At 72.1% G+C, this 25794-nt stretch carries 21 protein-coding genes and 3 pseudogenes; 4 read left to right on the forward strand and 20 right to left on the reverse strand.

Annotated features, from left to right (window positions below; genetic code table 11):
* Positions 1-23 precede the first annotated feature (23 nt).
* The 7 genes from K4G64_RS00295 to K4G64_RS00325 all read right to left on the reverse strand — a co-directional run bounded on the left by K4G64_RS00295 (position 24) and on the right by K4G64_RS00325 (position 8091).
* A complete protein-coding gene (locus K4G64_RS00295) occupies positions 24-2576 on the reverse strand; it encodes a sensor histidine kinase KdpD (RefSeq protein WP_221753984.1) in 2553 nt (850 codons plus the stop codon).
* A gap of 52 nt (positions 2577-2628) precedes the next feature.
* Entirely contained in the window at positions 2629-3312 is a 684-nt protein-coding gene (locus K4G64_RS00300) for a response regulator (protein WP_221753985.1), read from the reverse strand.
* A gap of 123 nt (positions 3313-3435) precedes the next feature.
* Positions 3436-4050 (reverse strand): potassium-transporting ATPase subunit KdpC, encoded by a 615-nt coding sequence (gene kdpC, locus K4G64_RS00305; protein ID WP_221753986.1) that lies wholly within the window; start codon positions 4048-4050, stop codon positions 3436-3438.
* A 5-nt stretch (positions 4051-4055) separates the two neighbouring features.
* Positions 4056-6194, reverse strand: a complete 2139-nt coding sequence (kdpB, locus tag K4G64_RS00310; RefSeq protein WP_221753987.1) for a potassium-transporting ATPase subunit KdpB — start codon at positions 6192-6194, stop codon at positions 4056-4058.
* A complete protein-coding gene (gene kdpA, locus K4G64_RS00315) occupies positions 6191-7855 on the reverse strand; it encodes a potassium-transporting ATPase subunit KdpA (RefSeq protein WP_221753988.1) in 1665 nt (554 codons plus the stop codon). Before kdpA ends, kdpB (K4G64_RS00310) begins: the two co-directional genes overlap by 4 nt.
* Before the next feature lie 9 nt (positions 7856-7864).
* Entirely contained in the window at positions 7865-7954 is a 90-nt protein-coding gene (kdpF, locus tag K4G64_RS00320; RefSeq protein WP_033264828.1) for a K(+)-transporting ATPase subunit F, read from the reverse strand.
* Positions 7951-8091, reverse strand: coding sequence for a hypothetical protein (locus K4G64_RS00325; RefSeq protein WP_221754089.1), 141 nt, complete (start codon positions 8089-8091; stop codon positions 7951-7953). The genes kdpF and K4G64_RS00325 overlap by 4 nt, the downstream gene beginning before the upstream one ends.
* Positions 8092-8492: 401 nt before the next feature.
* On the opposite strand from K4G64_RS00325, the gene K4G64_RS00330 reads away from it, so the two are divergent.
* A complete protein-coding gene (locus K4G64_RS00330; protein WP_221753989.1) occupies positions 8493-9041 on the forward strand; it encodes a hypothetical protein in 549 nt (182 codons plus the stop codon).
* Positions 9042-9251: 210 nt separating this feature from the next.
* Here the strand turns inward: K4G64_RS00330 and K4G64_RS00335 are convergent, their stop codons facing one another.
* The 4 genes and pseudogenes from K4G64_RS00335 to K4G64_RS00350 all read right to left on the reverse strand — a co-directional run bounded on the left by K4G64_RS00335 (position 9252) and on the right by K4G64_RS00350 (position 10780).
* Positions 9252-10010, reverse strand: coding sequence for a DUF4118 domain-containing protein (locus tag K4G64_RS00335; protein WP_221753990.1), 759 nt, complete (start codon positions 10008-10010; stop codon positions 9252-9254).
* 31 nt (positions 10011-10041) lie between these two features.
* A pseudogene (locus K4G64_RS00340) lies at positions 10042-10406 on the reverse strand (sensor histidine kinase); the annotation flags it as partial.
* 58 nt (positions 10407-10464) lie between these two features.
* Positions 10465-10608, reverse strand: a pseudogene (locus K4G64_RS39690) (hypothetical protein); the annotation flags it as partial.
* Positions 10609-10690: 82 nt separating this feature from the next.
* Positions 10691-10780 carry a potassium-transporting ATPase subunit F gene (locus K4G64_RS00350; protein WP_215450453.1) on the reverse strand — a complete coding sequence of 30 codons (90 nt, stop codon included), beginning with the start codon at positions 10778-10780 and terminating at the stop codon, positions 10691-10693.
* A gap of 215 nt (positions 10781-10995) precedes the next feature.
* Here K4G64_RS00350 and kdpB (K4G64_RS00355) point away from each other — a divergent pair, with 215 nt between their 5' ends.
* Positions 10996-12924, forward strand: coding sequence for a potassium-transporting ATPase subunit KdpB (gene kdpB / locus K4G64_RS00355; protein ID WP_260459778.1), 1929 nt, complete (start codon positions 10996-10998; stop codon positions 12922-12924).
* Positions 12925-13044: 120 nt separating this feature from the next.
* On the opposite strand, the pseudogene K4G64_RS41270 reads toward kdpB (K4G64_RS00355), so the two are convergent.
* The 5 genes and pseudogenes from K4G64_RS41270 to K4G64_RS00380 form a co-directional block, all read right to left on the reverse strand.
* Positions 13045-15356: pseudogene (locus K4G64_RS41270) on the reverse strand (SWIM zinc finger family protein).
* Positions 15353-18205, reverse strand: coding sequence for a DEAD/DEAH box helicase (locus K4G64_RS00365; RefSeq protein WP_221753991.1), 2853 nt, complete (start codon positions 18203-18205; stop codon positions 15353-15355). The pseudogene K4G64_RS41270 and the gene K4G64_RS00365 overlap by 4 nt, the downstream one beginning before the upstream one ends.
* A gap of 122 nt (positions 18206-18327) precedes the next feature.
* Positions 18328-18909: a sugar kinase gene (locus K4G64_RS00370; protein WP_185010492.1), complete on the reverse strand. Its 582-nt coding sequence runs from the start codon at positions 18907-18909 to the stop codon at positions 18328-18330.
* Complete coding sequence (locus K4G64_RS00375) at positions 18906-20054, reverse strand: ROK family glucokinase (protein ID WP_221753992.1); 1149 nt, start codon at positions 20052-20054, stop codon at positions 18906-18908. The genes K4G64_RS00370 and K4G64_RS00375 overlap by 4 nt, the downstream gene beginning before the upstream one ends.
* A 123-nt stretch (positions 20055-20177) precedes the next feature.
* Complete coding sequence (locus K4G64_RS00380) at positions 20178-20915, reverse strand: GntR family transcriptional regulator (RefSeq protein WP_221754080.1); 738 nt, start codon at positions 20913-20915, stop codon at positions 20178-20180.
* A 128-nt stretch (positions 20916-21043) separates the two neighbouring features.
* Here K4G64_RS00380 and K4G64_RS00385 point away from each other — a divergent pair, with 128 nt between their 5' ends.
* Positions 21044-22066, forward strand: a complete 1023-nt coding sequence (locus tag K4G64_RS00385; RefSeq protein WP_221753993.1) for a Gfo/Idh/MocA family oxidoreductase — start codon at positions 21044-21046, stop codon at positions 22064-22066.
* Between the two features lie 16 nt (positions 22067-22082).
* On the opposite strand, the gene K4G64_RS00390 is transcribed toward K4G64_RS00385, so the two are convergent.
* Both K4G64_RS00390 and K4G64_RS00395 read right to left on the reverse strand, forming a co-directional pair.
* The gene (locus tag K4G64_RS00390) at positions 22083-22760 is read right to left on the reverse strand and encodes a response regulator transcription factor (protein WP_221753994.1); all 678 of its coding nucleotides are present in this window, start codon (positions 22758-22760) and stop codon (positions 22083-22085) included.
* 108 nt (positions 22761-22868) lie between these two features.
* Positions 22869-24143 carry a histidine kinase gene (locus K4G64_RS00395; RefSeq protein WP_374206334.1) on the reverse strand — a complete coding sequence of 425 codons (1275 nt, stop codon included), beginning with the start codon at positions 24141-24143 and terminating at the stop codon, positions 22869-22871.
* Between the two features lie 177 nt (positions 24144-24320).
* Between K4G64_RS00395 and K4G64_RS00400 the strand changes: the two genes are divergently transcribed.
* Positions 24321-24521: a hypothetical protein gene (locus K4G64_RS00400; protein WP_031106532.1), complete on the forward strand. Its 201-nt coding sequence runs from the start codon at positions 24321-24323 to the stop codon at positions 24519-24521.
* A gap of 38 nt (positions 24522-24559) precedes the next feature.
* Here K4G64_RS00400 and K4G64_RS00405 read toward each other — a convergent pair whose 3' ends face one another.
* Complete coding sequence (locus tag K4G64_RS00405; RefSeq protein ID WP_221753995.1) at positions 24560-24955, reverse strand: ribonuclease; 396 nt, start codon at positions 24953-24955, stop codon at positions 24560-24562.
* Positions 24956-25086: 131 nt separating this feature from the next.
* Positions 25087-25713, reverse strand: a complete 627-nt coding sequence (locus tag K4G64_RS00410; protein ID WP_221753996.1) for a dihydrofolate reductase family protein — start codon at positions 25711-25713, stop codon at positions 25087-25089.
* Positions 25714-25794: the final 81 nt, after the last annotated feature.

The raw sequence follows: 25794 nt of genomic DNA on the forward strand, positions 1-25794 counted from the left end.
AGACGAGCGAGCCCGGAGCGGTTCTACGAGGTGGCGGTCGCCGGAAGGTCCGCGGTGACCGGCTGACGATCTGCCGCGGCCGGCAGGCTGAGCACCATGGTCAAGCCCCCGCCGGGGGTGTCCTCGGCGTGGAGGGTGCCGCCCATGGCCTCGGCGAAGCCGCGGGCGACCGCGAGGCCGAGGCCGACGCCGTTTCCGCGCGGGGCGTCGCCGTAGCGCTGGAAGGGGGCGAAGATGCGGTCCTTGGCCTCGTCGGGGACGCCGGGGCCGCGGTCGACCACGCGGAGTTCGACCCGGTCGGCGATGGCGCTGGCCGCCACCAGGACCGGCTCGTCCTCGGGGCTGTACTTCGCCGCGTTCTCGACGACGTTGGCGACCACGCGCTCCAGCAGTCCCTTGTCGGTGGCCACCATGGGCAGGGTCTCGGGAATGTCCAGGTCGATCGTCTCGTCGGGGTCCGGGATGCCGCCCAGGGCCAGCGGGACGACCTCGTCCAGGTCGATCTCTCGGATCAGCGGGGTGAGGGTCCCGGTCTGCAGGCGGGACATGTCCAGCAGGTTGCCGACCAGGTGGTCGAGTCGGTCGGCGCCTTCCTCGATCGCGGCGAGGAGTTCGGCCTGGTCCTCCTCGGACCACTCGACATCGTCCGAGCGCAGGGACGACACCGATGCCTTGATGCCGGCGAGCGGGGTGCGCAGGTCGTGGCTGACCGCGGCCAGCAGGGCGGTGCGGATGCGGTTGCCCTCGGCCAGTTCCCTGGCCTGGTCGGCCTCGGACTTCAGCCGCTGGCGGTCCAGGACGACGGCGGCCTGGGCGGCGAACGCGGACAGGACGCGCCGGTCGGAGGCCGGTAGTACCCGGCCCGACAGGGCGAGTGCCATGTGGTCGCCCACGGGCACGTCCACGTCGGCGTCCTCGGGCCGCCCCACCACGGGGCTCTCACCGACGCTGCCCGCGCAGGTCCACGGTGCCGTGTCGTTCTCGCGCTCCAGCAGAGCCGCCGACCGCATACCGAAGGTCTCGCGCACCCGCTCCAGCAGTTCCTCCAGGCTGGTCTCGCCGCGCAGCACGCTGCCGGCGAGGTAGGAGAGGATCTCCGACTCGGCACGCAGGCGGGCTGCCTGCTCGGTGCGGCGGGCCGCCAGGTCGACCACCGACGCCACCGACACGGCCACGCCGACGAAGACCGCGATGGCGACGATGTTCTTCGGGTCGGCGATCGTCAGGGTGTGGACCGGCTCGGTGAAGAACCAGTTGAGCAGCAACGACCCCACCACCGCAGAGGCCAGGGCGGGCAGCAGACCGCCCAGCAGCGCCGCCGCCACCGTCAGCGTCAGGAACAGCAGCATGTCGTTGGCCAGGCCCACATCGGGCACGACATTGCTGAGCAGCAGCGTGAGGAGCACGGGTCCTGCCACTCCGGTCAGCCATCCCCAGATGAGCCGCGACCGGCCGAGCCGCGCGCCCCTGGCGACCGGCAGCCCGCGGCCCTTGCCCGCCTCGGCGTGGGTGATCAGGTGGACGTCCAGGTCGGGTCCCGAGTCACGGGCGACGGTGGCGCCGACGCCGGGCCCGAAGATGTACTGCCAGCTCTTGCGACGGGAGACGCCGAGGACGATCTGGGTGGCATTGACGGCGCGCGAGAACTCCAGCAGCGCGACGGGCACGTCGTCGCCGACGACGTGGTGGAAGGTTCCGCCGAGGTCCTCCACGAGGGTGCGCTGGACGGCCAGTTCCTTCGGAGAGGCCGAGGTCAGTCCGTCGCTGCGGGCGATGTAGACGGCCAGCACCTCCCCACCGGCGCCCTTCTCCGCCAGCCGCGCCGCCCGGCGGATCAGCGTCCGGCCCTCCGGGCCGCCGGTCAGCCCCACCACGATCCGCTCGCGCGAGCCCCAGATCGTCGAGACCTGGTGTTCGCTGCGGTACTGCTGCAGGTACTCGTCGACGCGGTCGGCCACCCAGAGCAGGGCCAGCTCGCGCAGGGCGGTGAGGTTTCCCGGCCGGAAGTAGTTCGACAGGGCCGCGTCGACCTTGTCGGGCTTGTAGATGTTGCCGTGCGCCATGCGGCGGCGCAGTGCCTGCGGCGACATGTCGACCAGCTCGATCTGGTCGGTGCGGCGCACCACCTCGTCCGGCACGGTCTCCTTCTGCCGGATGCCGGTGATGGACTCGACGACGTCGCCCAGCGACTCCAGGTGCTGGATGTTCACCGTGGATATGACGTCGATCCCGGCCGCGAGCAGCTCCTCGACGTCCTGCCAGCGCTTGGAGTTGCGCGAGCCCGGGATGTTCGTGTGGGCCAGCTCGTCGACCAGGGCGACCTGCGGACGACGGGCCAGGACCGCGTCGACGTCCATCTCCGTGAAGACGCTGCCGCGGTACTCCAGCTCCTTGCGCGGGATCTCCTCCAGGCCGTGCAGCATCACCTCGGTGCGCGGCCGGTGGTGGTGCTCGACGAAGGCGACCACGCAGTCGGTGCCGCGTTCCACCCGCCGGTGTGCCTCCGAGAGCATCGCGTACGTCTTGCCGACGCCCGGTGCCGCACCGAGGTAGATCCGAAGCTTGCCGCGTCCCATCGTGTCGTCTCTGCTCTCGTCTCGTCTGGGCGGTGGGCCGGGGGGGGCGGGCTCACGCCTCGAAGCGGTAACCCATCCCGGGCTCGGTGATCAGATAGCGGGGATGGGACGGGTCGGCCTCCAGTTTGCGGCGCAGCTGGGCCATGTACACCCGCAGGTAGTTGGTCTTGCTGCTCTGAGACACACCCCACACCTCCTGCAGCAGCTGTTTCTGTGTGATGAGCCGTCCGGGGTTGGTCACCAGGATCTCCAGCAGGTGCCACTCGGTCGGCGTGAGGCGGATGTCGTGCCCGCCGCGGTGGACCTTCTTCGCGGCCAGGTCGATGGTGAACTCGTCGGTCGTGACCAGCGTCATCTCGGGTTCGATCGGCAGGGCTTCGGTACGGCGTACGGCGGCGCGCAGGCGGGCGAACAGCTCGTCCATGCTGAACGGCTTGGTGATGTAGTCGTCGGCGCCCGCGTCCAGCGCGGCGACCTTCTCGTCGGACGCCCGCCGTGCGGACAGCACGAGTATCGGGACCCTGGTCCAGCCGCGCAGGGCCTTGATGACGTCGACGCCGTCCATGTCGGGCAGGCCCAGGTCGAGGACGACCACGTCGGGCTGGCGGGCAGCCGCCAGGCGCAGGGCCGTGGCGCCGTCCGGGGCCGCGTCGACGCCGTAGTGGCGGGCCTGCATGTTGATGACGAGCGCGCGTACGAGTTGGGGGTCGTCCTCCACGACCAGCACCCGGGTCATCGGTGTGCGCCTTTCCTGTCATGCGCGGGGCGGAACAGCCCGCAGGGGCTGAATGGCGATGGGAGCCGACGGCTCCGGGAGGTGTCCCGGGCCGTCGGCTCCCCTGCGGTTTGCGTAAACCCATCAGCTCTTCGCCGCGAGTTCCTGGAGCGCGATGTTGAGCTCCAGGACGTTGACGTGGGGCTCGCCCATGAAGCCGAGCGTGCGGCCCGTGGTGTGGTCGTCGACCAGCTTCTGGACCTGCGCGCCGGTCAGCCCGTTGTTCTCGGCCACCCGTTTGACCTGGATGTCCGCGTAGTCCGGGGAGATGTCCGGGTCGATGGCGGAGGCCGAGCCGGTGACCGCGTCCTTGGGCACCTCGGACTCGGGTACGCCGTTGAACTCGGCGACCTGCTTCTTCGCCGCCTTCACGTTCTTCACGAGCGTCGGGTCACTGGCGCCCAGCTGGCTGGAGCCCGTGGTCAGCGGGTCGTAGCCGCTGTTGGAGGGCCGTCCCTGGAACCACTTGGGGTCGGGCTTGTCGGTGCCGGGCAGGTTCCAGCTCTGGCCGATCAGCTTCGAGCCGACCTCCTTGCCGTCGACCTTCACCATCGAGCCGTTGGCCTTGTCGTTGAACACGGCCTGGCCGATCCCGGTGACCAGCAGCGGGTAGGCGATGCCGGTCACCACGGTGAGGACGAGCAGCATGCGCAGGGCGGCCCACGCCATGCGCGCGGAGCTTGCGAAAGAGGTGTTCATGTCCTTCACCCGATCCCGGGGATGAGCGAGATGAGCAGGTCGATGATCTTGATGCCGATGAACGGCGCGATCAGCCCGCCGAGCCCGTAGACGGTCAGGTTGCGCCGCAGCATCTTGTCGGCGCTGACCGGCCGGTACTGCACGCCCTTCAGGGACAGCGGCACCAGCGCGATGATGATCAGCGCGTTGAAGATGACGGCGGACAGGATCGCGGAGTCCGGTGAGGACAGGCCCATGATGTTGAGCTTGTCCAGGCCCGGATAGACGGCGGCGAACAGCGCCGGGATGATCGCGAAGTACTTGGCGACGTCGTTGGCGATGGAGAACGTCGTCAGCGCACCTCGGGTGATCAGCAGCTGCTTGCCGATCTCGACGATCTCGATGAGCTTGGTGGGGTTGGAGTCGAGGTCGACCATGTTGCCGGCCTCCTTGGCGGCCGACGTGCCCGTGTTCATGGCCACGCCGACGTCCGCCTGGGCGAGCGCCGGGGCGTCGTTGGTGCCGTCACCGGTCATCGCCACGAGCTTGCCGCCGGCCTGCTCCCGCTTGATCAGCGCCATCTTGTCCTCGGGAGTCGCCTCCGCGAGGAAGTCGTCGACGCCCGCCTCCTCGGCGATCGCCCTGGCCGTCAGCGGGTTGTCGCCCGTGATCATGACGGTCTTGATGCCCATGCGGCGCAGTTCCTCGAACCGCTCCCGCATCCCGTCCTTGACGACGTCCTTGAGGTGGATCACGCCCAGCACGCGAGCGCCCTTGTCGTCCTTGACGGCGACCAGCAGCGGGGTGCCGCCGGCCTCGGAGATGCGGTTGGCGATGGTGTCCGCGTCGTCGGCGACCGTGCCGCCCTCCTCCCGCACCCAGGCGATGACGGAGGCCGTGGCGCCCTTGCGGACCTTCCTGCCGTCCACGTCCACACCCGACATGCGGGTCTGGGCGGTGAACGCGATCCACACGGCGCCGGCCAGCTCGCCCTGGTGGCGCTCGCGCAGTCCGTACTTCTCCTTCGCCAGGACCACGATGGAGCGGCCCTCGGGCGTCTCGTCGGCCAGCGAGGAGAGCTGGGCGGCGTCGGCGACCTCGGCCTCCGTCGTCCCGCGCACCGGCACGAACTCGGACGCTTGGCGGTTGCCGAGGGTGATGGTGCCGGTCTTGTCGAGCAGCAGCGTGGAGACGTCACCGGCTGCCTCGACCGCACGGCCGGACATCGCCAGGACGTTGCGCTGCACCAGCCGGTCCATGCCCGCGATACCGATCGCGGAGAGAAGCGCACCGATCGTCGTCGGAATGAGGCAGACCAGAAGGGCCACCAGCACGACCATCGTCAGATGACTGCCTGCGTAGTCGGCGAACGGCGGCAGGGTCGCCACCGCGAGCAGGAAGATGATCGTCAGCGACGCGAGAAGGATGTTCAGCGCGATCTCGTTCGGCGTCTTCTGCCGGGCCGCGCCCTCGACGAGGTTGATCATCCGGTCGATGAAGGTCTCGCCGGGCTTCGTCGTGATCTTGATGACGATCCGGTCGGACAGCACCTTCGTACCGCCGGTGACCGCCGACCGGTCGCCGCCGGACTCACGGATGACCGGAGCCGACTCACCGGTGATGGCCGACTCGTCGACGCTCGCGACGCCCTCGACGACGTCACCGTCGCCGGGGATTATGTCGCCGGCCTCGCACACGACCAGGTCACCGATGGTCAGCTCGGTGCCGGGCACCTGCTCCTCGGAGCCGTCCTTGAGCAGCCGACGTGCGACCGTGTCGGTCTTGGCCTTGCGCAGCGTGTCGGCCTGCGCCTTGCCGCGGCCCTCGGCGACGGCCTCCGCCAGGTTGGCGAAGATCACGGTCAGCCACAGCCAGGCGCTGATGGTCCAGCCGAACCAGTCGCCCGGGTCCTTGAACGAGAAGATCGTCGTCAGGACGGAGCCGACGAGGACCACGAACATCACGGGCGACTTGATCATCACCCGCGGGTCGAGCTTGCGGAAGGCGTCCGGCAGGGACTTGAGCAGCTGCTTGGGGTCGAACAGCCCCCCGCCGACACGCCCGTCGGGCTTGTGCCCGGTGGGCGCGTCCTGGTGGGGCGCAAGGGTGGGAGTGGACATGGAGTCCTGCTTCTTTACGTCGGTTTTCTGCGTGTTGGTCGTCATGACGCCAACCCCTCGGCCAGCGGCCCCAGCGCCAGCGCCGGGAAGAACGTCAGACCGGTGATGATCAGGATCGCCCCGACCAGCAGCCCGGTGAACAGCGGCTTCTCGGTGCGCAACGTGCCCGCGGTGGCCGGCACCGGCTTCTGCTCGGCGAGCGAGCCGGCCAGCGCCAGCACGAACACCATCGGCACGAACCGGCCCAGCAGCATGCACAGACCCAGCATCGTGTTGTGGTACTCGGTGTTGGCGGCGAACCCGGCGAACGCGGAGCCGTTGTTGTTCGATGCGGAGGTGTAGGCGTACAGCACCTCGGAGAAGCCGTGCGCCCCGATGTTCGTCATCGACGACTCGCCCTTGCCCAGCGCCATCGCCAGCGCCGTGCCGATCAGCACCAGCGCCGGGGTGATGAGGATGTAGCAGGCGGCCAGCTTGATCTCCCGGGTGCCGATCTTCTTGCCCAGGTACTCGGGCGTGCGGCCGACCATCAGACCGGCGATGAACACCGCGATGATCGCCATGATCAGCATGCCGTAGAGGCCGGAGCCGGTGCCGCCGGGCGCGATCTCGCCCAGCATCATGCCGAGCAGCAGCACACCGCCGGACAGGCCGCTGAACGAGTCGTGGAAGGAGTTGACCGACCCGGTCGAGGTCATGGTCGTGGAGACGGCGAACAGCGAGGAGTTGCCCTCCCCGAAGCGTTGCTCCTTGCCCTCCATCGCGCCGCCCGCGAGCTGCGAGGCGGTGCCGGGGTGGGCGTACTCGGTGATCGTCACGGCGACCACGCCGAGGAACCAGATGATGCCCATCGCCGCGAGGATCGCGTAACCCTGCTTGGCGTTGCCGACCATGGTGCCGAAGGTGCGCGGCAGCGAGAACGGGATCACCAGCAGCAGGAAGATCTCCAGCCAGTTCGTGAAGCCGTTGGGGTTCTCGAACGGGTGCGAGGAGTTGGCGTTGAAGAAGCCGCCGCCGTTCGTGCCCAGGTCCTTGATGGCCTCCTGGGAGGCGACCGCGCCCGGGCTGATGGCCTGCTTGTCACCGGTCAGCGTGGTGATCGTGTGGATGTCGCCGAAGTTCTGGATGGCGCCGCAGGCGATGAGGATCACGGCCGCGACCACCGAGATCGGGACCAGGATGCGGATGACGCAGCGCACCAGGTCTGCCCAGAAGTTGCCCAGCTCACCCGTGCGGGAGCGGGCGAAGCCGCGTACCAGCGCCACCGCGACGGCGATGCCGACGGCCGCGGAGACGAAGTTCTGCACGGCCAGGCCCATCGTCTGGGTGACGTGGCTCATGGCCACCTCGCCCGAGTACGACTGCCAGTTCGTGTTGGACACGAAGGAGGCGGCCGTGTTGAACGCCTGGTCCGGGGTGATCGGCTCGAAGCCCAGCGACAGCGGCAGCTTCTCCTGCACCCGCTGCATCAGGAACAGGAAGAGCACACTCACCGCGGAGAAGAAGAGCACCCCGCGCAGATAGGCGGGCCAGCGCATCTCGGCGTCCGGGTTGGCGCCGACCGAGCGGTAGATCCACTTCTCGACGCGCAGATGCTTCTTGGTCTGGAAGACGGCGGCCATGTAGTCGCCGAGGGGACGGTGCACGAGGGCGAGCGCGCCGATCAGCGCGGTCACCACGAGCACGTCAGCAAGTACGGAACTCATGGGGGCGGCTCAGAACCTCTCCGGGAAGACGAGGGCGAGGACGAGGTAGCCCAGCAGGGCGACGGCCACGACCAGGCCGACGATGTTCTCGGCAGTCACAGCTTCGTCACCCCCTTGGCGACGAGAGCCACCAGCGCGAACACCGCGATCGTGGCGACGACGAAGGCCACATCGGCCATCGCAAGCTCCTGGATGAGATTCGGAAACGGATCGGACCAGTACAGGAAACCCGCCACTCGGCCGGATTCAAGCGTTCTTAACGGCCCTCTTACGGCGACTCTGACGGCCTTGACGCACCTCTTACGCCGCGCCGCGCCCGCCGTTCGGGTGATCATGGACTGGGCGGAACCGGCCGGTCTTCCCTGCCGACCTCGAAGCCCGCGCCAAGGCGTCAGGGATCGGTCGCCAACCCGTTAGCGGCCCGTCAAGAAGCGGGGCCGGGTGGCATCTCCCGCATATCGTCCCCGCCATGGGACATCGCGCTCATGGAGACAGGGAAAGCCACGGTAGAGGCCCGTCCGGCCCCGGGGGCGACGGCACCACAGGGCGCATCGCACCACACGGGAACGAGATCGTCGACTGCGAGTGGGCTGCGGACCTGCGCACCGCACTCCTGTGTGCCGGTTCCCTCCTCGGGATGCTCGTCCCGGTGGACGCGGCGGCCGGTACGTTCACCGCGGCGCGTGCCCTTCTGTGGCTCGGGCTCGCCCTGCTGCTGTTCCTCGTCCTGATGCCTCCCCGCGTCACCGCGGGCGAGGGATGGCTGGCTGTGCGGACCCTCAGGGGCACCCGCCGGGTGCGTACCGACCGTCTCGTCGCCGCCCGCGTCACCGGTCACGCCTGTCAGCGTCTGGTGCTGCGGGACGCCCTGGGCGGGCAGGCCGACTTCGGCATCCAGGTGCTGCTCGCCAATCCGGCCCTGTGGCACCGCCTCGGCACGGACGCCCAGGCATCGGCCGACGGGGATCGCCACGGCACTCCCCTGTCTGCGCTGCACACGCTGTCGGACCGCATCGACCGCGAGACCGCACGGGCGGTGTTCAAGGTCTCCGGGATGACGGCCGAGGCCGACGAGCCTCGCCCGGGTGGGGCGACACCAGGAGTTCGATCGGCGAGTGCGGGGCGCGGTGGAGGGCGGCGATCTCGGCGCCGTGCTCGTCGCGCCGGGAGGGCAGGACGACGGTGACGGTCTCGCCACACACCGCGTCCAGCTCCACGGCCGGCCGGTGGGCGAGCCCGTCGTCACCGCATATCACCATGTGCTGGGAGCGCTGACCAACCCACACATCAGGCCGAGTTGATGTCACATCCGTCAACAATGGCAGGTCAGGGAGGCACAGTCCCGGCCTGCGGACACACCGGACGTCAAGATCCCGTATGTGGCCGCGCCGGCCTCTCAGTCCGAGGTGCGCCCGTTCGTCAGGCCGGCCGTGTCCAGGGCGGCGCCCGCCTGGTCGGCTAGCGTCACCGCGACGAGCCGGGCCTTGAGCGAGGGGACGCTCCCCGGTCCGGGGGTCATCATGAACCGCCCGAAGTAGTGGCCGTTGCCGTACGCACGCAGCTCGATCTCGCCCTCGGGCCAGCCGGTGGCGTCGACGTCCCAGCGGCGGCGGCCGACCGCCACCGCGCCATCCTGCTCCAGCCTCGGCGGCTGCCCCATGAGCGTGCCGTACTCGAAGCGGCAGGCCCGCAGGTCCAGCAGCTCGACCAGCTGACGCCGGACGTGCTCGACCACCGTGTCGGCCGATTTGGTCGTCCGGGCCAGATCGGCCGTCTCGTGGATGCGCCGGAGGTGGTCGGCGTCGGTCACCGTCACCACCTCCAGGCGCCGGGCGTGCGCTGCCAGTTGGGAGACGATCAGGCCGACGACCAGGAGCAGCACGGCGGTCTCGATGTCGTCCGTGTCGGTCATGGTGAACCGCTGGTACGGGCGGGTGAGGAAGAAGTCGAACCAGGCCGCGGCCGACAGCGCCGCGACCGCGCCCGCGATCCGGTTTCCGACGGCCGCGACCGCGACGACCACCACGACCAGGATCAGGGCCGCGTTGGTGTTCGACAGGTCGGTCCGGAACGGCACGAGGACGAGGGACACCAGGAACGGCCCCAACAGCGCGGCGACCGCCGCCATCCGGTCCCGCAGCGGAAACCCGGTCATCTCTCCTCGCCTCCCGCGCTCATAGCGGCGCCTATGCAATCCGCGTACCACGAACCTGTGACATCTGCTCGCCTGAGACGACCGGGAGGGCGAGGACCATGGTCAGCCCTCCGCCGGGAGTGTCCTCCGGTGTGAGCGTTCCGTCCATGGCCTCGGCCAGGCCCCGCGAGAGGGCGACACCGAGGCCGAGGCCGGTGGTGTTGTCCGTGTCTCCGAGCCGCTGGAAGGGTTCGAAGATCCGCTCCCGGTCCTCGGCCGGCAGGCCGGGCCCCCGGTCGACGACCGCACCTCGACGCGGCCGGCCAGAGCGCTGGCGGTCACCAGCACCTTCGTCCCCGGCGGGGTGTGGCGGGCCGCGTTGGCGACCAGGTTGGCGATGACCCGCTCCAGCAGTGGCGACCGCGACCTGCGGACGCCGGTCGAGGACGGCGGCCAGGTCCATCTCGGCGGACTTCCCGCCCCGGTAAGCACAGCTGAGCCGACCGACGACCGCCAGCCCGTCGAGCATGGCCTCGGTTCGCGGGCGTCCGTGGCACACCACGAACCCGACCACCACGTCGGCGCCCCGCGCCGCCCGGCGCCGCGCCTCGTCGAGCATCCGGTAGGTCTTGCCGACGCCGGGAGCCGCCCCGAGGTAGACCTTCAGCCGTCCCGGCCGTACGTCGCTCACCGGGACCGTCTCAGAACCTCTCCGGGAACTTCACTGCCATCACGAGGTACCCGACCAGGCAACCCGCGACGATCAGGCCCACGACATTCTCGATACTCACCGATACTCAACTCCTCGGGCTCCCGGGCGGGTCCTGTCCCGTGCCGCTCCGGTTTGTTATTCCTCACCGAAGCGTTTCTCCCGGCCGCCTGGCACTGCTTTGACACATCTCTGGCGCCCCGCACGAGGACCTTGACGCGACCTTGACGGCGCGGCGGACCGTCCCGGGGGCCGCAGGGTCAGCGGAACTCGGCGAGCCGCGGCCGCAGCCCAAGGATGGTCGGCGCGCACGCCGCCACCAGCAGGCCGCAGCACCAGGGCGGCAGCTCGGTCAGCGTCGAGCGGCCGGAGCGGACCGACGCCCCCGAAGTGGTCGCGGTTGATGGCGATCACCCTGCCCAGGGCGCCCATGTACGCGCCGAAGTGCGCGTTGGACATGCCCGGATCCCAGCTGATGCAGAACTCGGCCGCTTCCCGCTCGTCTCCCTGCGCCACGAGCGCGCCGATCTTCCGGTCGTCGCGCTGGTGGACGGCGTACGCCTCGGCCGTGCGCTCGGCCGCGGCCCGCTCCCCGGGGAGGCCGTCTCCGCCACCGACCTCAAGCCGCTCGACGTCGTGCTGGTCGAGGCGGGCGAGATGATCCCGGCGGACGGCGACGCCATCGACGGGGTGGCCGCGGTCGACGAGTCAGCCGTCACCGGCGAGTCGGCACCCGTCATCCGCGAAGCCGGTGGCGACCGCAGCGGGGTCACGGGCGGCACGACGGTCCTGTCCGACCGGATCGTCGTGCGGGTCAGTGCCCGCCCCGGCCACAGCTTCCTGGACCGCATGATCGCCCTGGTCGAGGGCGCGAACCGGCAGAAAACCCCGAACGAGATCGCCCTCAACATCCTGCTCGCGTCGCTCACGATCATCTTCATCCTGGTTGTGGTCGCCCTGCAGCCGATGGCCACATACGCGGGCGCCGTCCAGTCGACGACCGTGCTGGTGGCCCTCCTGGTCACGCTCGTCCCGACCACGATCGGCGCCCTGCTCTCCGCGATCGGCATCGCCGGAATGGACCGCCTCGTCCAGCGCAATGTCCTGGCCATGTCCGGGCGGGCGGTTGAGGCGGCGGGCGTCGTCAACACCCTGCTGCTCGACAAGACCGGCACGATCACTCTCGGCAACCGCGAGGCCGCCGCCTTCGTGCCGCTGCCCGGCATCGACGAGCGGCAACTCGCGGACGCGGCGCAGCTGTCCTCGCTGGCCGACGAGACACCCGAGGGCCGCTCCGTCGTCGTCCTGGCCAAGAACCGCCACGGCCTGCGCGAGCCCGCCGAGGGCGAGCTGGCGAACGCCCGCTGGGTCGCCTTCAGCGCGCAGACCCGGATGAGCGGCGTCGACCTGCGCTGGGGCAACGGCGCGGTGTGCGCCATCCGCAAGGGCGCCGCCCAGCAGGTCATCGAGTGGGTCCAGATGTACGGCGGCCAAGTCCCGCCCGAGGCAGGGCACTTCGCCGACTCGGTCGCCGCCTCGGGCGGCACCCCGCTGCTGGTGGCCGTGCACGACTGGAACGGCCCCCGCGTCCTCGGCCTCATCCACCTCAAGGACGTCGTCAAGGACGGCACCCGCGAACGCTTCGCCGAACTGCGCCGCATGGGCATCCGCACGGTGATGATCACCGGCGACAACCCGCTCACCGCACGCGCCATCGCCCAGGAGGCGGGCGTCGACGACTACCTGGCCGAGGCAAAGCCCGAGGACGAACTCGCCCTGATCAAGCAGGAGCAGGCCGGCGGCAAGCTGGTCGCGATGACTGGCGACGGCACCAACGACGCGCCCGCCCTCGCCCAGGCCGACGTCGGTGTCGCCATGAACATGGGCACAGCGGCGGCCAAGGAGGCCGGCAACATGGTCGATCTCGACTCCAACCCGACCAAGCTCATCGAGATCGTCGAGATCGGCAAGCAACTCCTCATCACCCGGGGCGCGTTGACGACGTTCTCGATCACGAACGACGTCGCGAAGTACTTCGCGATCATCCCGGCGATGTTCGCGAGCACCTATCCCGGCCTGCAGTCACTCAACATCATGGGCCTGCACAGCCACCTGTGCCACGTCGTGCCGAGCGAGGGCCCGAGGATGAGGACGGGGGCGTCTTCCGGGCCGTCGAAGCGGTACTGGAGGGCAGGGGTCGTGGTCTCACTCACCGCTCCACGCTAACCGCCGGGCGCGGCACCCCTGACAGGGGTCCCCGCATCCTGACACCCGGCTCCCGGATATCGCCGGACAACCCTCACACCGCCTTCACGCACATGTCCCGAGGAGCGCCCGGGGGCTCCGTCAGAGGTCGCCCGGCAGTCCGAGGCCGGTCAGGGCGCCGACCGGGTCCAGGTCGGGGGTGCCTCTGGGCCACCAGTCGTCGTGGCCCGGCTCGGACTCGTACGCGTACCAGAGGCCGTCGCGGCCGAGGCGGAGCTGGACGTGGCCCTGGGGGTGGGTGAGGTGGTTGCGCCGGGGCCGGAATGCGGGCAGGTCGGCGGCGAGCAGGAGGGGACGGGCCCGGTCGAACCGCCCGGCCGGCGGGTCCCACGGCTCCTCCAGTACGGCGAGGCCCTCCGCTCCGCCCTGGCGCCAGGCGGCGACCGCGCGGGCCAGCTCGGACGGGGTACGGCCCGCCGCGGCGGCGAGGGACGCGTAGAGCGCCCGGGTGCCGGCGGTGAGTCCCGCCCCGGGGCGGGCGGCGGCCAGGCGGACCGCGTCCTGCCAGAACGTCAGCTGCCCGACCGGGTCACGGCCGGTGCCGAGCAGGGCGTGGGCGCGGGCGGCCGCGTCCGTGGCCAGCTGGTCCAGGGCGAAGGGGTCCGGGCCGCCGGGGGCCGCCGGGTAGGCGGGGGGCTGCTCGGGATGGGCGGGCGGAGGCAGTGGAGCGGGAAGGGGCGCGAGGGCGCGCGACGCGAGCACTTCCGTGGCTCGCACTCCGGGCAGGGGCGCCGGGCCCCTGTCCTGCGCGGCGCGCGCCGCGCGGGTGGCGTTCAGCCGCGACAGCGCGTCGAGCAGTTCCCGCTCGCCCCGGCCGCGCAGGAGGAGCAGGACGAAGGGGTCGGCGTCGAGCAGCCGGGCGGACTGGTAGCAGAGGGCAGCCGCGTGCTTGCAGGGGTGGCCGCGGTCCGGGCAACTGCACTGGGGCTCCAGGTCACCAGGGCCGGGCAGCAGCGGCACGCCGCACTCCGCGAGGGACTGGGGCAACTCCTTGTCGAGCAGTGCCGCGATGTGCCCGGGGCGGTCGGCGGCGGCGTCCAGGAAGCGGTCCCAGTCGGTGTCGTCGAGTGTGCGCAGGCGCACCTGGACGCGGTAGGGGCGGGAGCCGGACCATCGTCGGCCCGGCCGTCCCCGTACGAGGCGGGAGCCAGATCATCCTCGGCCCGGCCGTCCCCGTACGAGGCGGGAGCCAGATCATCCTCGAGCCGGCCGTCCCCGTACGAGCCGGGAGCCAGATCATCCTCGAGCCGGCCGTCCCCGTACGAGCCGGGAGCCGGACCATCGTCGGCCCGGCCGTCCCCGTGCGAGGCGGGGGCCAGATCATCCTCGGCCCGGCCGCCTCCGTGCGAGGCGGGGGTCGGATCCCGGAGGTCCGGGTCGCTGGTCCCGGGGGTCGGGATGGCCGGGGTCTCGGGCCGGGGCGCCGGGGTGCCCGCGCTGTCCGGTGCGTCCGGGCTCGTTGCGGCCAGGTCCTGCCCGCTGTGCGGCGTTTGCGAGCCGGGCACGGCCGGGCCGTGCAGCAGGTCGGTCATGCGAGCGGACCGGTCCCGCTGCCCTGTCGATCGCTCGGGGTCGTCCGGGGTCGCTTCGGACGTGCTCGGCATCCGGAAGGCGTCGGACAGCAACTGCCGTACGTCACGCGCGCCCCTGCCGGGAGCGTCCGCGCCCGCCCGCCGCACGGCCGCCGCCCTGTCGTCCACGGCGCTCTGCCGGGCCCGGCGCCTGCGGCGGGCGCCTTCCCGCTCGGTCGCCTCCCGGGCCCGCCGCGCTTCGTCCCGCGCCGCACGCAGCGCCTCGCGCGCGACGTCCGCCGCCCGCGGTTCGGTACCCGCCCGGTCGGCCCTGCGCGCGGGGGCCGCGTCGGCCGTGGTCTCATCCGGGCTCGTCCGCGGGTCGCCGGATTCCTGCGACTGCGGCTTCATGGCTGCCGTGGTGTCCTCGCGTATGCCGGTGATGCGAGGCGCTCCGGTGATGCGGGAAGCGCCGGCGCCCTCCGCCCGGCTGCCCCTACCGGTGGCAGTCGTGCCCTCCTGCCCACCGCCGTCCTCGGAGGCTCCGGCCGCGTCGGGGGCACGGGTGACCGGGGACGCACCGGCGTCACCCGGCACGCCGGCGTCTTCGGAGGAGCCGGCGGCCTCGACGGCATCGGTGTCCCCCCGCCCGCTTCCCCGCTGCTCGGACACGGCCCTCCGGAGCGCCTCGCGGGCCGCGCCGGCCGGACCGGAGGTCTCCTGGGCTGCGGCTCCTCCCCCGGCCGGGGACGCCTCCGGACGGTCCGGGTCACGGGCCGCCCGCTCGCGGGCCTCGCGCAGCGCGCGGCGGGCCTCGTCGGCCGGGCGGGCGATCGTCGCGTCCTCACCGGGGGCAGGTGCGCGGTCCTCGCGGGGTGTCATGGCGACCTCCGCAGGGACACCAGGTCGGTCAGCTCCCGGTCCGTCAGTTCCGTGAGGGAGGACTCGCCGGTGCCGAGGATCGCGTCGGCCAGGGCGCGCTTGGACTGGAGCATCTCGGCGATGCGGTCCTCGATGGTGCCCTCCGTGATGAGGCGGTGCACCTGCACCGGCTGGGTCTGGCCGATGCGGTAGGCGCGGTCGGTGGCCTGTTCCTCGACGGCCGGGTTCCACCAGCGGTCGAAGTGCACGACGTGGCCCGCCCGGGTGAGATTGAGGCCGGTGCCGGCCGCCTTGAGCGACAGCACCAGGACCGGCGTCGAACCGGCCTGGAAGCGGTCCACCATGCGCTCCCGCTCGGGGACGGGCGTGCCGCCGTGGAGGAGGTCGACCGGGACGGCGCGGGTGGCCAGGTGGGAGGTGATCAGCCGGGCCATCCCGACGTACTGGGTGAAGACGAGGGCGGATCCGTCCTCGGCCAGCAGGGTGTCCAGCAGCTCGTCCAGCAGGGCGAGTTTCCCGGAGCGGGCGGCGAGCCGGTCGCCGACGGCCGGGGTGTGCTCCTCCTTGAGGAACAGCGCGGGGTGGTTGCAGATCTGCTTCAGCGAGGTGAGGAGCTTCAGCACCAGGCCCCGGCGGGGCATGCCCTCGGCCGTCTCGATGGCGAGCATCGACTCGCGGACGACCGCCTCGTACAGCGCGGCCTGTTCACGGGTGAGCGGCACCGGATGATCGGTCTCGGTCTTGGGCGGCAGCTCGGGCACGATGCCCGGGTCGGACTTCTTGCGGCGCAGCAGGAAGGGCCGGACCAGCCGGGCCAGGCGCTCCACCGCCTCCTCGTCCTCGCCGTTCTCCACGGCGCGCGCGTGCCGGGCGCGGAAGGACTTCAGTGGGCCGAGCAGGCCCGGGGTGGTCCAGTCGAGCAGTGCCCACAGCTCCGAGAGGTTGTTCTCGACGGGCGTGCCGGTCAGGGCGACGCGCGCGGGGGCCGGGATCGTGCGCAGCGCCTTGGCGGTGGCCGAGTAGGGGTTCTTGACGTGCTGCGCCTCGTCGGCGACGACCATGCCCCAGGTGCGGCCGGCCAGGGCGGGGGCCGCCGAGCGCATGGTGCCGTAGGTGGTGAGGACGAAGCCGCCGTCCAGGTCGTCGAGGCTGCGGTCGGGACCGTGGAAGCGGCGGACGGGGACGCCGGGGGCGAAGCGGGTGATCTCCCGCTGCCAGTTGCCCAGCAGGGAGGCCGGGCAGACGACCAGGGTCGGTTCCGGGCGGGCCCGCCTCAGGTGCAGGGCGATGAGGGTGACGGTCTTGCCGAGTCCCATGTCGTCGGCGAGGCAGCCGCCGAGGCCGAGGGAGGTCATCATGTCGAGCCAGGCCAGACCCCGGAGCTGGTAGTCCCGGAGGGTGGCCCGCAGGCCCGGGGGCGGGTCGGCCGGGCGGATCCCCGCGGTCAGGCGGTCGCGCAGGGCGGCCAGCGCACCGACGGGGACGGCCTCGACCGTCTCGCCGTCGACGTCGGCGGTGCCGGTGAGGGCGACGGACAGCGCGTCGACCGGATCGAGCAGGCCCAGGTCCCGTTTGCGGGCCTTGCGGACGAGCGCCGGGTCGACCAGCACCCACTGGTCACGCAGCCGGACGACCGGGCGGTGGGCCTCGGCGAGGGCGTCCATCTCGGTGTCGGTGAGCGGGTCGCCGCCGAGCGCCAGCTGCCAGCGGAACAGGAGGAGGTCCTCGCTCTCGAAGAAGCCGGTCCCGTCGGTCGCCGAGCCGGGGGCCGGGCGGACGACCGCAGCGGCGGACAGGTCCTGCGCGAGGTCCCTCGGCCAGTGCACGGCGACCCCGGCGGCGGCGAGCCGGGTCGCCGCGACGCCGAGCAGGTCGCTCAGCTCGTCCTCGGTCAGGGCCAGCACGTCGGGCACGTCCTGGTCGGCGAGCCGGTCCAGCGGGGGCCAGACGCGGGCCGCGCGGCGCACGGCGAGGGCCGCGTCCACGCGCGCGCGGGGGCCGAAGGCGTCGGCCTCGCCCGCCCAGAGGGCCGCCGCGTCGGCCACCAGGGTGGGGTCGGCGAGGCTGTGCACCTGGACGATCGCCGCTCCGGCGCTGCGGGCGCCACCGGAGGCGTCGTCGAACAGGTCGTAAGCCGACAGGTCCAGGCGGAGCGAGATCCGCACGCCGGCGTCCATGCCGGCGGCGACCTCGGCGGCCCAGTCATGGGCGGTGGGCAGATGCTGGGCCTCGCGGGCGGCGAAAGGCCCGCCGTAGGTGTGGGGCGCGGCCGGGGTGCGGGGCAGGGTGTCGGCGACCGCGTCGAGGAAGGCGCGCATCAGCGCTTCCGGTTCGGGCAGCCGGATCGGGCCGGGGCCGGGCAGTGGCACGGCGTGGCCCTCGTAGGGCAGGGCGGCGGCCACCGCGCGCAGGTGCGCGATGTCGTCCGGGTCGAGGGGCCCGGCCCGCCAGGCGTCGTGGCCCGTGGCGGTGAGGCCGGGCAGCAGCCGGCCGCGGGCGGTCAGCCGCAGGGCGTGCAGGGCGGCGGCGCCCCAGCAGGCCGTGGCGGGGTGGGCCGCGGGGTCGTGCCGGGCGCGCACGAGGAGTGGCAGGGCCGCGTCGAGCGGGAGGGTCAGCGCGCGGGTGGTGCGCCGCCGGACTCCGGCGGTGCCGTGCCGCCGTACGACGGTCAGCTCGGTGTCCGCGGCGTCCGACGTGCCTTCCGAGTCCGCCGGGAGGGGCTCGCCCTCGGGGTCCCAGAAGGCGATGCGGCCCTCGCGCGGGAGGGGCGCGGGCAGGAAGACGGCGGGGAGCCGGACCGGGACCGCCGCGTCCCCCGCCCCCTCGGCCACCTGAGCCGCCTCTTGCATACGTCCTGCCACCTCCCGCCCCGCGTGTCGGATCAGTTGTCTCCGACTCTACGGGCGGGGTCTGACAGTCGGCCCCGGCGGCGGGCCCGGAGGCTCCCGACGGGTCTCCGCGGTGTCATGGCCTACGGCACGGTCCGGCCCACGACGTACACCCAGGGGTAGGCCGGGTTGGACAGGTCCACGACCACGTCGTGGGTGGGTGCCGGGTTCTTCTGCCGGTGGACGAAGCCGTACCAGGAGTCGTTCGTGGCGAACTTCCAGCCGGTGATCTTCCGGTCGCGGGCGCCGATCGTGATGTGGCCCTGCTTCAGGTCCTTCCGCGTCACACCCAGGCCGGTCAGGTAGGCGTCCAGACCAGCCGCGTTGGTCTCGAACTGGGTGTAGAGGCGGCTGGTCTTCCAGTTGTTGGTCTCGTAGTACGCCACGTGCCAGGCCGGGTGCGGGACGGGCACCTGGTAGATCCGGCGCTGGAGCTTGGAGGGCCAGCCCTCGGTCAGGCCGGTGGCCGAGTACTTCGCCTCCTTGTCCTTGCCGCTGTCGCGGCTCTGGTTCGCGGAGATCACGAGGTAGCCGGCCGGGATGCCGATGAGCAGCACGATGATCAGCAGGGTGAGGGACCTGCGCCGGATCATGTGGCGGCGGTCCTCGGCCGGACGGTCCGGCTCGTCGGGCCAGGGGCCCTGGTGGGGCAGGGAGGCGGTCACGACGTCTCCTGGGTACTGCGCAGCGACTGCGTGTACCGCTCGTAGCGCTCGTAGCGCTCCACGCGGCGGCGCTTGGCGCGGCGGAAGCGGCGGGCGACCAGCCGGGCGAGGTCTGCGGCTCCGACCATGCCGGCCTCGGGGCCGAGCTGGGCCCGGACGATGCGGGCCTCGGGGCGGTAGCCGCGGCCGGTGAGGTGCCGCTTGAAGGCGTCCCGGGCGGGGCCGATCAGCAGGTCGTCGGCGGCCGAGACGCCGCCGCCGATCACGAAGCAGGAGGGGTCGAGGGCGGCGGCGAGGTTGGCGATGCCGACGCCGAGCCACTGGCCGATGTCCTGGAGCAGTTCGATGCACATGGCGTCGCCGTCGCGGGCCAGCTCGGTGATCATCGGGCCGGTGATGTCGCCGATGCTGCCCTTGACGTGCTCGATGATCCCGTACGCGACCGGCGAGTCGGCGGCGGCCAGCTCGCGGGCCTCGCGGACCAGGGCGTTTCCGGAGCTGTACTGCTCCCAGCAGCCGCGGTTGCCGCACGGGCAGCGGTGGCCGCCGGGCACGACCTGCATGTGGCCGAACTCGCCGGCGACGCCGTACTTGCCGCGCTTGACCTGGCCGTCCTCCAGGATCGCGCCGCCGATGCCGGTGCCGAGGGTGATCATGACCAGGTGGTCCTCGCCGCGGCCGGCGCCGAAGCGCCACTCGGCCCAGGCGGCGGTGTTGGCGTCGTTGTCCACGAGGACCGGGACGGACAGCCGGCCCGAGAGGCGGTCGCGGAGCGGTTCGTTGCGCCAGGACAGGTGGGGCGCGAACAGCACGCGGTTGCGGTCGGCGTCCACCCAGCCGGCCGCGCCGATGCCGACGGCGTGCACGTCGTGCCGGTCGGAGAGGTCCAGGACCAGCTCGGCGATGGTGTCCTCGACGACCTTGGGGCTCTTGGACTTGTCCGGGGTCTCCGTGCGGAGCATCTCCAGGATGTTGCCGTCGGCGTCGACGACACCCGCCATCACCTTCGTACCGCCGATGTCGATGCCGACCGTGGGCACGCGGGGGGCCGTCAGGTGCGAGCGGCGCTCCCGGGTGCCGACGGTGCGCAGGGCCGTGGCACGGCGGGAGCCGATGGGGGCGGTGAAGTCGCGGTAGGTGCTCATCGGGCCCGATTCTGCCTCACGGGACGGCACGGTGCGGAGCACAGGGGTGGTGCGGATCATCGCCGCGTGCCGGCCGGTGGGGGCTTGTCGCGCAGTTCCCCGCGCCCCTCAACAGCATGACCATCACGTCCGAACGAGCAACTGGAACTCGAACGAATAGCGCGTCGGGCGGTAGGTGTGTGTGCCGTATTCCACTGCTCGGCCAGTGTCGTCGAACGTCACCCGCTGCATGGTCAGCAGCGGGGCCCCCGTCTCCTCCGACAGCCGTTCCGCCTCCTCCGTCGTCGCCGCCCGGGCGCCGATCGACTGGCGGGCGCTGTGCAGGGTGATGCCCGCCGACCGCATCAGACGGTAGAGGCCGGTCGTCTCCAGCTGGTCCGTGTCGAGGTCGATGAGGCCGGGGGGCAGGAAGTTGCAGAGGTAGGCCATGGGCTCGCCGTGGGCGAGGCGGAGGCGCTCGACGCGGTGGACGTCGCTGTCCTCGGCGACGCCGAGCGCGGCGGCGACCTCGGCGGAGGCGGGGACGAGCTTGTTGACCAGGACCCTGGTGGCCGGGCGCTGGCCCGCCGCCTCCAGGTCGTCGTAGAGGCTGCTGAGCTCGAGAGGGCGTTTGACCTGGCTGTGCACGACCTGGGTGCCCACGCCGCGGCGGCGCACGAGGAGGCCCTTGTCGACGAGCGACTGGATCGCCTGGCGGACGGTCGGCCGGGACAGGCCGAGTCGGGCGGCGAGCTCGATCTCGTTGCCCAGCAGGCTGCCGGGGGTCAGCGTGCCGTGCTCGATCGCGGCCTCCAGCTGCTGGGACAGCTGGAAGTACAACGGCACGGGAGAGCTGCGGTCCACACTCAGCTCGAGCTGCACGGTCGGGTCCACTTCAGGTTTCGGCACGGGCCGAGCGTAGCTCCGTGCGTTGTTGACGGGAAGTCGTGTAGTCAGATTGTCCGGACATACAGATTGACAGCGGCGGGCTGTGCACGCACTTTGTTTCCATGCGCATCGGGGTCATCGGTACGGGCCGCATCGGCACCATCCACGCGAAGACACTCAGCCGGAACCGGGACGTCGGTTCCCTGATCCTCACGGACGCGGACGCCGCCCGGGCCCAGGAACTGGCGCACCGGCTGGGCGAGACGGCGGCGCCCGGCGTGGAGGAGATCTTCCGCTGGGGCGTCGACGCCGTGGTGATCACGACGAACACGTCGGCCCACGCCGAACTGATCGGTCGGGCAGCACGCTCGGGTCTGCCGGTGTTCTGCGAGAAGCCCATCGCGCTGGATCTGCCGGGGTCCCTGGCGGCGATCGCCGAGGTCGAGGCGGCCGGGACGGTTCTGCAGATGGGCTTCCAGCGCCGCTTCGACGCGGGCTACACGGGTGCGCGCGAGGCCGTAAGGTCCGGCCGGCTGGGGCGGCTGCACACCGTGCGGGCCCTGACCAGCGACCAGCAGCCGCCGGACGCGGCCTGGCTGCCGCTGTCCGGCGGGCTGTACCGGGACACCCTGATCCACGACTTCGACGTGCTGCGCTGGGTGACCGGCCGGGAGGTCACGGACGTCTACGCGGCCGGGTCCGACGCCGGTCCCCGGATGTTCCGCGAGGCGGGCGACGTCGACACCGCGGCCGCGCTCCTCACCCTGGACGACGGCACGCTCGCCACGCTCACGGCGACCCGGATGAACGGGGCCGGCTACGACGTGCGCATGGAGCTGGCCGGGGAGCGCGACCAGATCGTGGTCGGCCTGGACGACCGCACGCCGATCGCGTCCACCGAGCCGACCGGGCCGCCCGCCGCGGACAAGCCCTGGACGGGTTTCCTGGAGCGGTTCGGCCCGGCCTACGCGGCGGAGCTGAACGCCTTCGTCGAGGTCGTCCGGGGCGAGCGGGCCAACCCCTGCGACGGGCGCGAGGCGCTGCAGGCACTGCGGATCGCCGAGGCGTGCGAGCTGTCGCGGCGCGAGCGCAGGCCGGTGCACCTCGCGGAGATCGCCGGCGGCTCCCCGCCCACGGTCGCCTGACGCCGGACCCCGGCGGTCACTGCTCTTCCCGCTCTCCCTCCAGGAGCCCCGCGTCGTAGGTGAGCAGCGCGATCTGCACCCTGTTGTTGAGGTCCAGCTTGGCCAGGATGCGCGAGACGTGCGTCTTCACGGTGGCGACGCTCATGAACAGGCCGGTGGCGATCTCGGCGTTGGCCAGGCCCCGGCCGACCGCGACGGCGACCTCGCGCTCGCGGTCGTTGAGGACGGCGATGCGGTCCCGGGCGCGGGTGCGGCGGGTGTCGGGGCCGGTGCCGACGGCGTGCCGCATCAGCTGGCGGGTGACCGCGGGCGACAGGACCGGGTCGCCGGCCGCGACGCGGCGCACCGCCGCGATGATCTCGGCCGGCGGGGTGTCCTTGAGGACGAACCCGGCGGCGCCCACGCGCAGCGCGCGCAGCACCTGCTCGTCGGCGTGGAAGGTGGTGAGTACCACCACCTGCGGGGCGTCCTTGCGGGCACGCAGCCGCTCCGTGGCCGTGAGACCGTCCACCGCCGGCATCCGGATGTCCATGAGCACGACGTCCGGGCGGGTGCGGTCGACGAGGGCCTCCACCTCGGTGCCGTCGGCGGCCTCACCGACGATCTCGATGTCGTCGGCGCCGCCCAGCATGAAGGAGAGCCCGGCCCGCACCAGCGGGTCGTCGTCGACGAGGAGCAGTCTGATCGCAGTCATGGGCCTTACGTAATCACGGCCGGGCCGGGCGGCGGGCCCGGACGGGCGGCGCCAACGCCCGGCGCCGCGCCCGGGGTTGACGGCCTGGGGGGGGAGGACGGCGGGTGCTCACGGCCACGGCAGCCACGCGTCCACCTCGAACCCGCCGCCGGGCGTGTGCCCGTGCTCCAGCCGGCCGCCCGCGAGGGTCGCCCGCTCCGTGAGGCCGATCAGGCCCTGGCCGGAGCCGGGGACGTGCGGCACCTCGCCCACGGGCGGCGGGTTGTGCACGCGGACGGTGAGGCCGGTGCCCGGCGCGCCGGTGACGGTCACCGTGACCTCCGCGCCGGGGGCGTGCTTGCGCGCGTTGGTCAGGCCCTCCTGGGCGATCCGGTAGGCGGTGCGGCCGACGGAGGACGGGACGGCGGCGGCGTCCTCGACACGCTGGTCGAGGACGACCTTCATGCCGGCCTCACGGGACTCCGCGACCAGCGTGTCGAGCGCCGCGAGGGTCGGCTGCGGCCGGCCCGTGTCGTCGGGTTCGCCGGCGCGCAGCACGCCGATGATCTCCCGCAGGTCCTGGAGCGCCTCGTGCGCGCTCTCCCGGATCACGCCCGCCGCCCGCGCCGTCTGAGCCGGGGGCGCGTCGGGCCGGAACTCCAGGGCGCCCGCGTGCACGCTGAGCAGCGTCAGCCGGTGGGCGAGCACGTCGTGCATCTCCCGGGCGATGGCCTCGCGGGCGAGCCGCTGCGCCTGTTCGGCCCGCAGCCGCGCCTCGGTCTCGGCGCGCCGGGCGCGGTCCCTGAGGCTCACCATCAGCTGCCGTTTGGCACGCACGAACATGCCCCAGCCGACGATCGCCACGGTGAGCAGCATGGCGAAGGGGACGCTCACCAGGTAGGGGAGGTCCGCGTCGGGGCGCACCCAGTAGTAGAGCGGCACCAGCGCCACGTTGACCCCGCCCACCCAGGCCACGTACCGGAAGGGGCGGTGCACCGCGAGGGTGAACAGGGCGATCAGGCCGGCGCCCCCCGAGATGTCCGAGACGAGGGAGAGGGGCGTCAGGGCCACGGTCAGCCCCAGCGGCCAGCGGCGCCGCAGCCAGACCGCCGCACAGGCCAGCGCGCCGATCACCTGGTCGACGACGACCAGTCCGCGCGGGGCATGGGGGTTGTCGACGAGCGCGTCGAGGGCCGCGGCGCCCACCACGACGGCGATCAGGAAGCAGGAGAAGTCGACGACCCAGTCGCGGGCGGTGCGCCGGGGCCGCCGCCCGGCCCGTGCGGCGTCCGGGTCGAGTTCGTGCAGGAGCGCCGACGGGAAGAACCATCTGCGCCCGGTGAGGAGCGCGGGCGTCGCTCCCGTCGGTACCGGCGAGGCGTGCCCCACGTCGTCACCATTCACGGCGCCAAATCTACGCAGCCGGAACGCGTACCGGCCGTCCTCGGGCGGGATCGTCGACCAAAGTCGTCACGCCGCAGACTTTCGACGCGGCCGGCACCCCGGAGCGGGGACTTCCGTCCCGGGGTGCTCGTCCCGCGGCCGATCTGCGTGGGGGGTCCGCGGGACGAGGCTGGTGGCATGAAGCAGGTACTGGAGATTCTCGGTTTTCTCGCCCTGGTCCAGGGCGTGGCGGGCCTGGTGCACGAGTTCACCGACTGGAACTGGGGCCTGGTCCAGCGCCTGGGGTTCCTGGACGGCTACGAGATCTACGCGAGCGTCGCGCTGCTCGTGCTGGGCGTGGCCCTGTTCGCGGCGGCCGGGAGCCGGAAGTCCGTCTGAGACGCCGACGGACTTCCGGCCCGGCGCCCCGTCAGGGCTCAGCAGCCGTGGTCGACCAGGTCGAAGGAGACGTAGTGGTCGGCCGTGTAGTAGTCCTCCTGGTTCTGCTCACCGGTGACGATGCGCCGCGCACCGCGGTCGGAGGAGCCCGGGGTGATGACCGTGTACTCGTGGTAGTAGCCGGAGGACTGGCTGGGCAGGATGCCTTCCCGGTTCTGGAAGACGGTGCCGTCCTGGTCGAACGGGTAAGGGCCGCCCTGCTCGATCAGGTCGAGCGTGTCATGGGCCTGGGACGGCAGTTTGCTGTAGCAGATGTCGCCGACGGCGGTGGGGGCGGCGTCGGCCGTGGTGGCGGAGACGGTTCCGCCGACGAGGAGAGCGGACAGAAGGGCGGCTGCTGCGCCGAGCCGCGAGGCGCGTGGGGGGACATTCATGCCGCTCATGATGACGCGCGTAGACGCTGGCATGTCAATGACAAGCCCGGAGAATTTCCTGTGAAGCCCCGTGAGTTCGCGGGAAGTTCACCGGCCCCGCGGCGCCCTCACGCGTAGCCCCGCGAGCGCCCTCACGCGCCTTCCGGCAGGCCGAACTCGCCGTACTCCGGGCGGCCCTTCGGGTCGTACGTCTGGATCGAGACGCCCCCACCGGTGACGCTCCCGCCGGTGTGCTCGAACGCGGTCGGTACGGTGCCCTCCGTGAACAGCCGGAACCCGGAGCCGAGCACGACCGGGAAGGTCAGCAGGTGCAGGGTGTCCACCAGGTCGAGCGCCAGCAGCGACCGGACGAGGGCGCCGCTGCCGTGCACCTGGACCTCGCCGTCGGTGCGCTCCTTCACGGCGGTGACCTCCTCGGCGAGGTCGCCGGAGAGCACGGTCGTGCCCGCCCAGCCCGGGTCCGTCAGGGTCGAGGAAGGCACGTACTTCGGCAGGGAGTTGAGCGGGCCGGCGACCGGGTCCGCGGGGTCGGTCACCTTGGGCCAGTAGGTGGCGAAGATGTCGTACGTACGGCGGCCGAGCAGGAAGGCGCCCGGGCGGGTGAACACCTCGCCCATGAACCGGCCGAAGTCCTCGTCGGCGTACGGGAAGCTCCAGCCGCCGTGGGTGAAGCCCCCGCGGGTGTCCTCCTGCGGCCCGCCGGGGGCCTGGTAGACGCCGTCGAGGGTGACGAAGAGGGTGGAGACGAGCTTGCCCATGGCGAGTGCCTGCTTCCTGGTGTGGGGCCTGATGCCATCACGTCAGACCCCGCCGGCACCCGCAACTCATCGCCGGCCCGG

Source organism: Streptomyces sp. WAC04114 (assembly GCF_019733245.1).
GTDB lineage: Bacteria > Actinomycetota > Actinomycetes > Streptomycetales > Streptomycetaceae > Streptomyces > Streptomyces massasporeus_A.

What these genes read in the sequence shown, in the direction of transcription:
- K4G64_RS00295 (WP_221753984.1), bottom strand. Translation starts at nt 2,576, where the DNA reads ATGGGACGCGGCAAGCTTCGGATCTACCTCGGTGCGGCACCGGGCGTC.
- K4G64_RS00300 (WP_221753985.1), bottom strand. Translation starts at nt 3,312, where the DNA reads ATGACCCGGGTGCTGGTCGTGGAGGACGACCCCCAACTCGTACGCGCG.
- kdpC (WP_221753986.1), bottom strand. Translation starts at nt 4,050, where the DNA reads ATGAACACCTCTTTCGCAAGCTCCGCGCGCATGGCGTGGGCCGCCCTG.
- kdpB (WP_221753987.1), bottom strand. Translation starts at nt 6,194, where the DNA reads ATGACGACCAACACGCAGAAAACCGACGTAAAGAAGCAGGACTCCATG.
- kdpA (WP_221753988.1), bottom strand. Translation starts at nt 7,855, where the DNA reads ATGAGTTCCGTACTTGCTGACGTGCTCGTGGTGACCGCGCTGATCGGC.
- K4G64_RS00330 (WP_221753989.1), top strand. Translation starts at nt 8,493, where the DNA reads ATGCTCGTCCCGGTGGACGCGGCGGCCGGTACGTTCACCGCGGCGCGT.
- K4G64_RS00335 (WP_221753990.1), bottom strand. Translation starts at nt 10,010, where the DNA reads ATGACCGGGTTTCCGCTGCGGGACCGGATGGCGGCGGTCGCCGCGCTG.
- kdpB (WP_260459778.1), top strand. Translation starts at nt 10,996, where the DNA reads ATGGTCGGCGCGCACGCCGCCACCAGCAGGCCGCAGCACCAGGGCGGC.
- K4G64_RS00365 (WP_221753991.1), bottom strand. Translation starts at nt 18,205, where the DNA reads ATGCAAGAGGCGGCTCAGGTGGCCGAGGGGGCGGGGGACGCGGCGGTC.
- K4G64_RS00375 (WP_221753992.1), bottom strand. Translation starts at nt 20,054, where the DNA reads ATGAGCACCTACCGCGACTTCACCGCCCCCATCGGCTCCCGCCGTGCC.
- K4G64_RS00385 (WP_221753993.1), top strand. Translation starts at nt 21,044, where the DNA reads ATGCGCATCGGGGTCATCGGTACGGGCCGCATCGGCACCATCCACGCG.
- K4G64_RS00390 (WP_221753994.1), bottom strand. Translation starts at nt 22,760, where the DNA reads ATGACTGCGATCAGACTGCTCCTCGTCGACGACGACCCGCTGGTGCGG.
- K4G64_RS00400 (WP_031106532.1), top strand. Translation starts at nt 24,321, where the DNA reads ATGAAGCAGGTACTGGAGATTCTCGGTTTTCTCGCCCTGGTCCAGGGC.
- K4G64_RS00405 (WP_221753995.1), bottom strand. Translation starts at nt 24,955, where the DNA reads ATGAATGTCCCCCCACGCGCCTCGCGGCTCGGCGCAGCAGCCGCCCTT.
- K4G64_RS00410 (WP_221753996.1), bottom strand. Translation starts at nt 25,713, where the DNA reads ATGGGCAAGCTCGTCTCCACCCTCTTCGTCACCCTCGACGGCGTCTAC.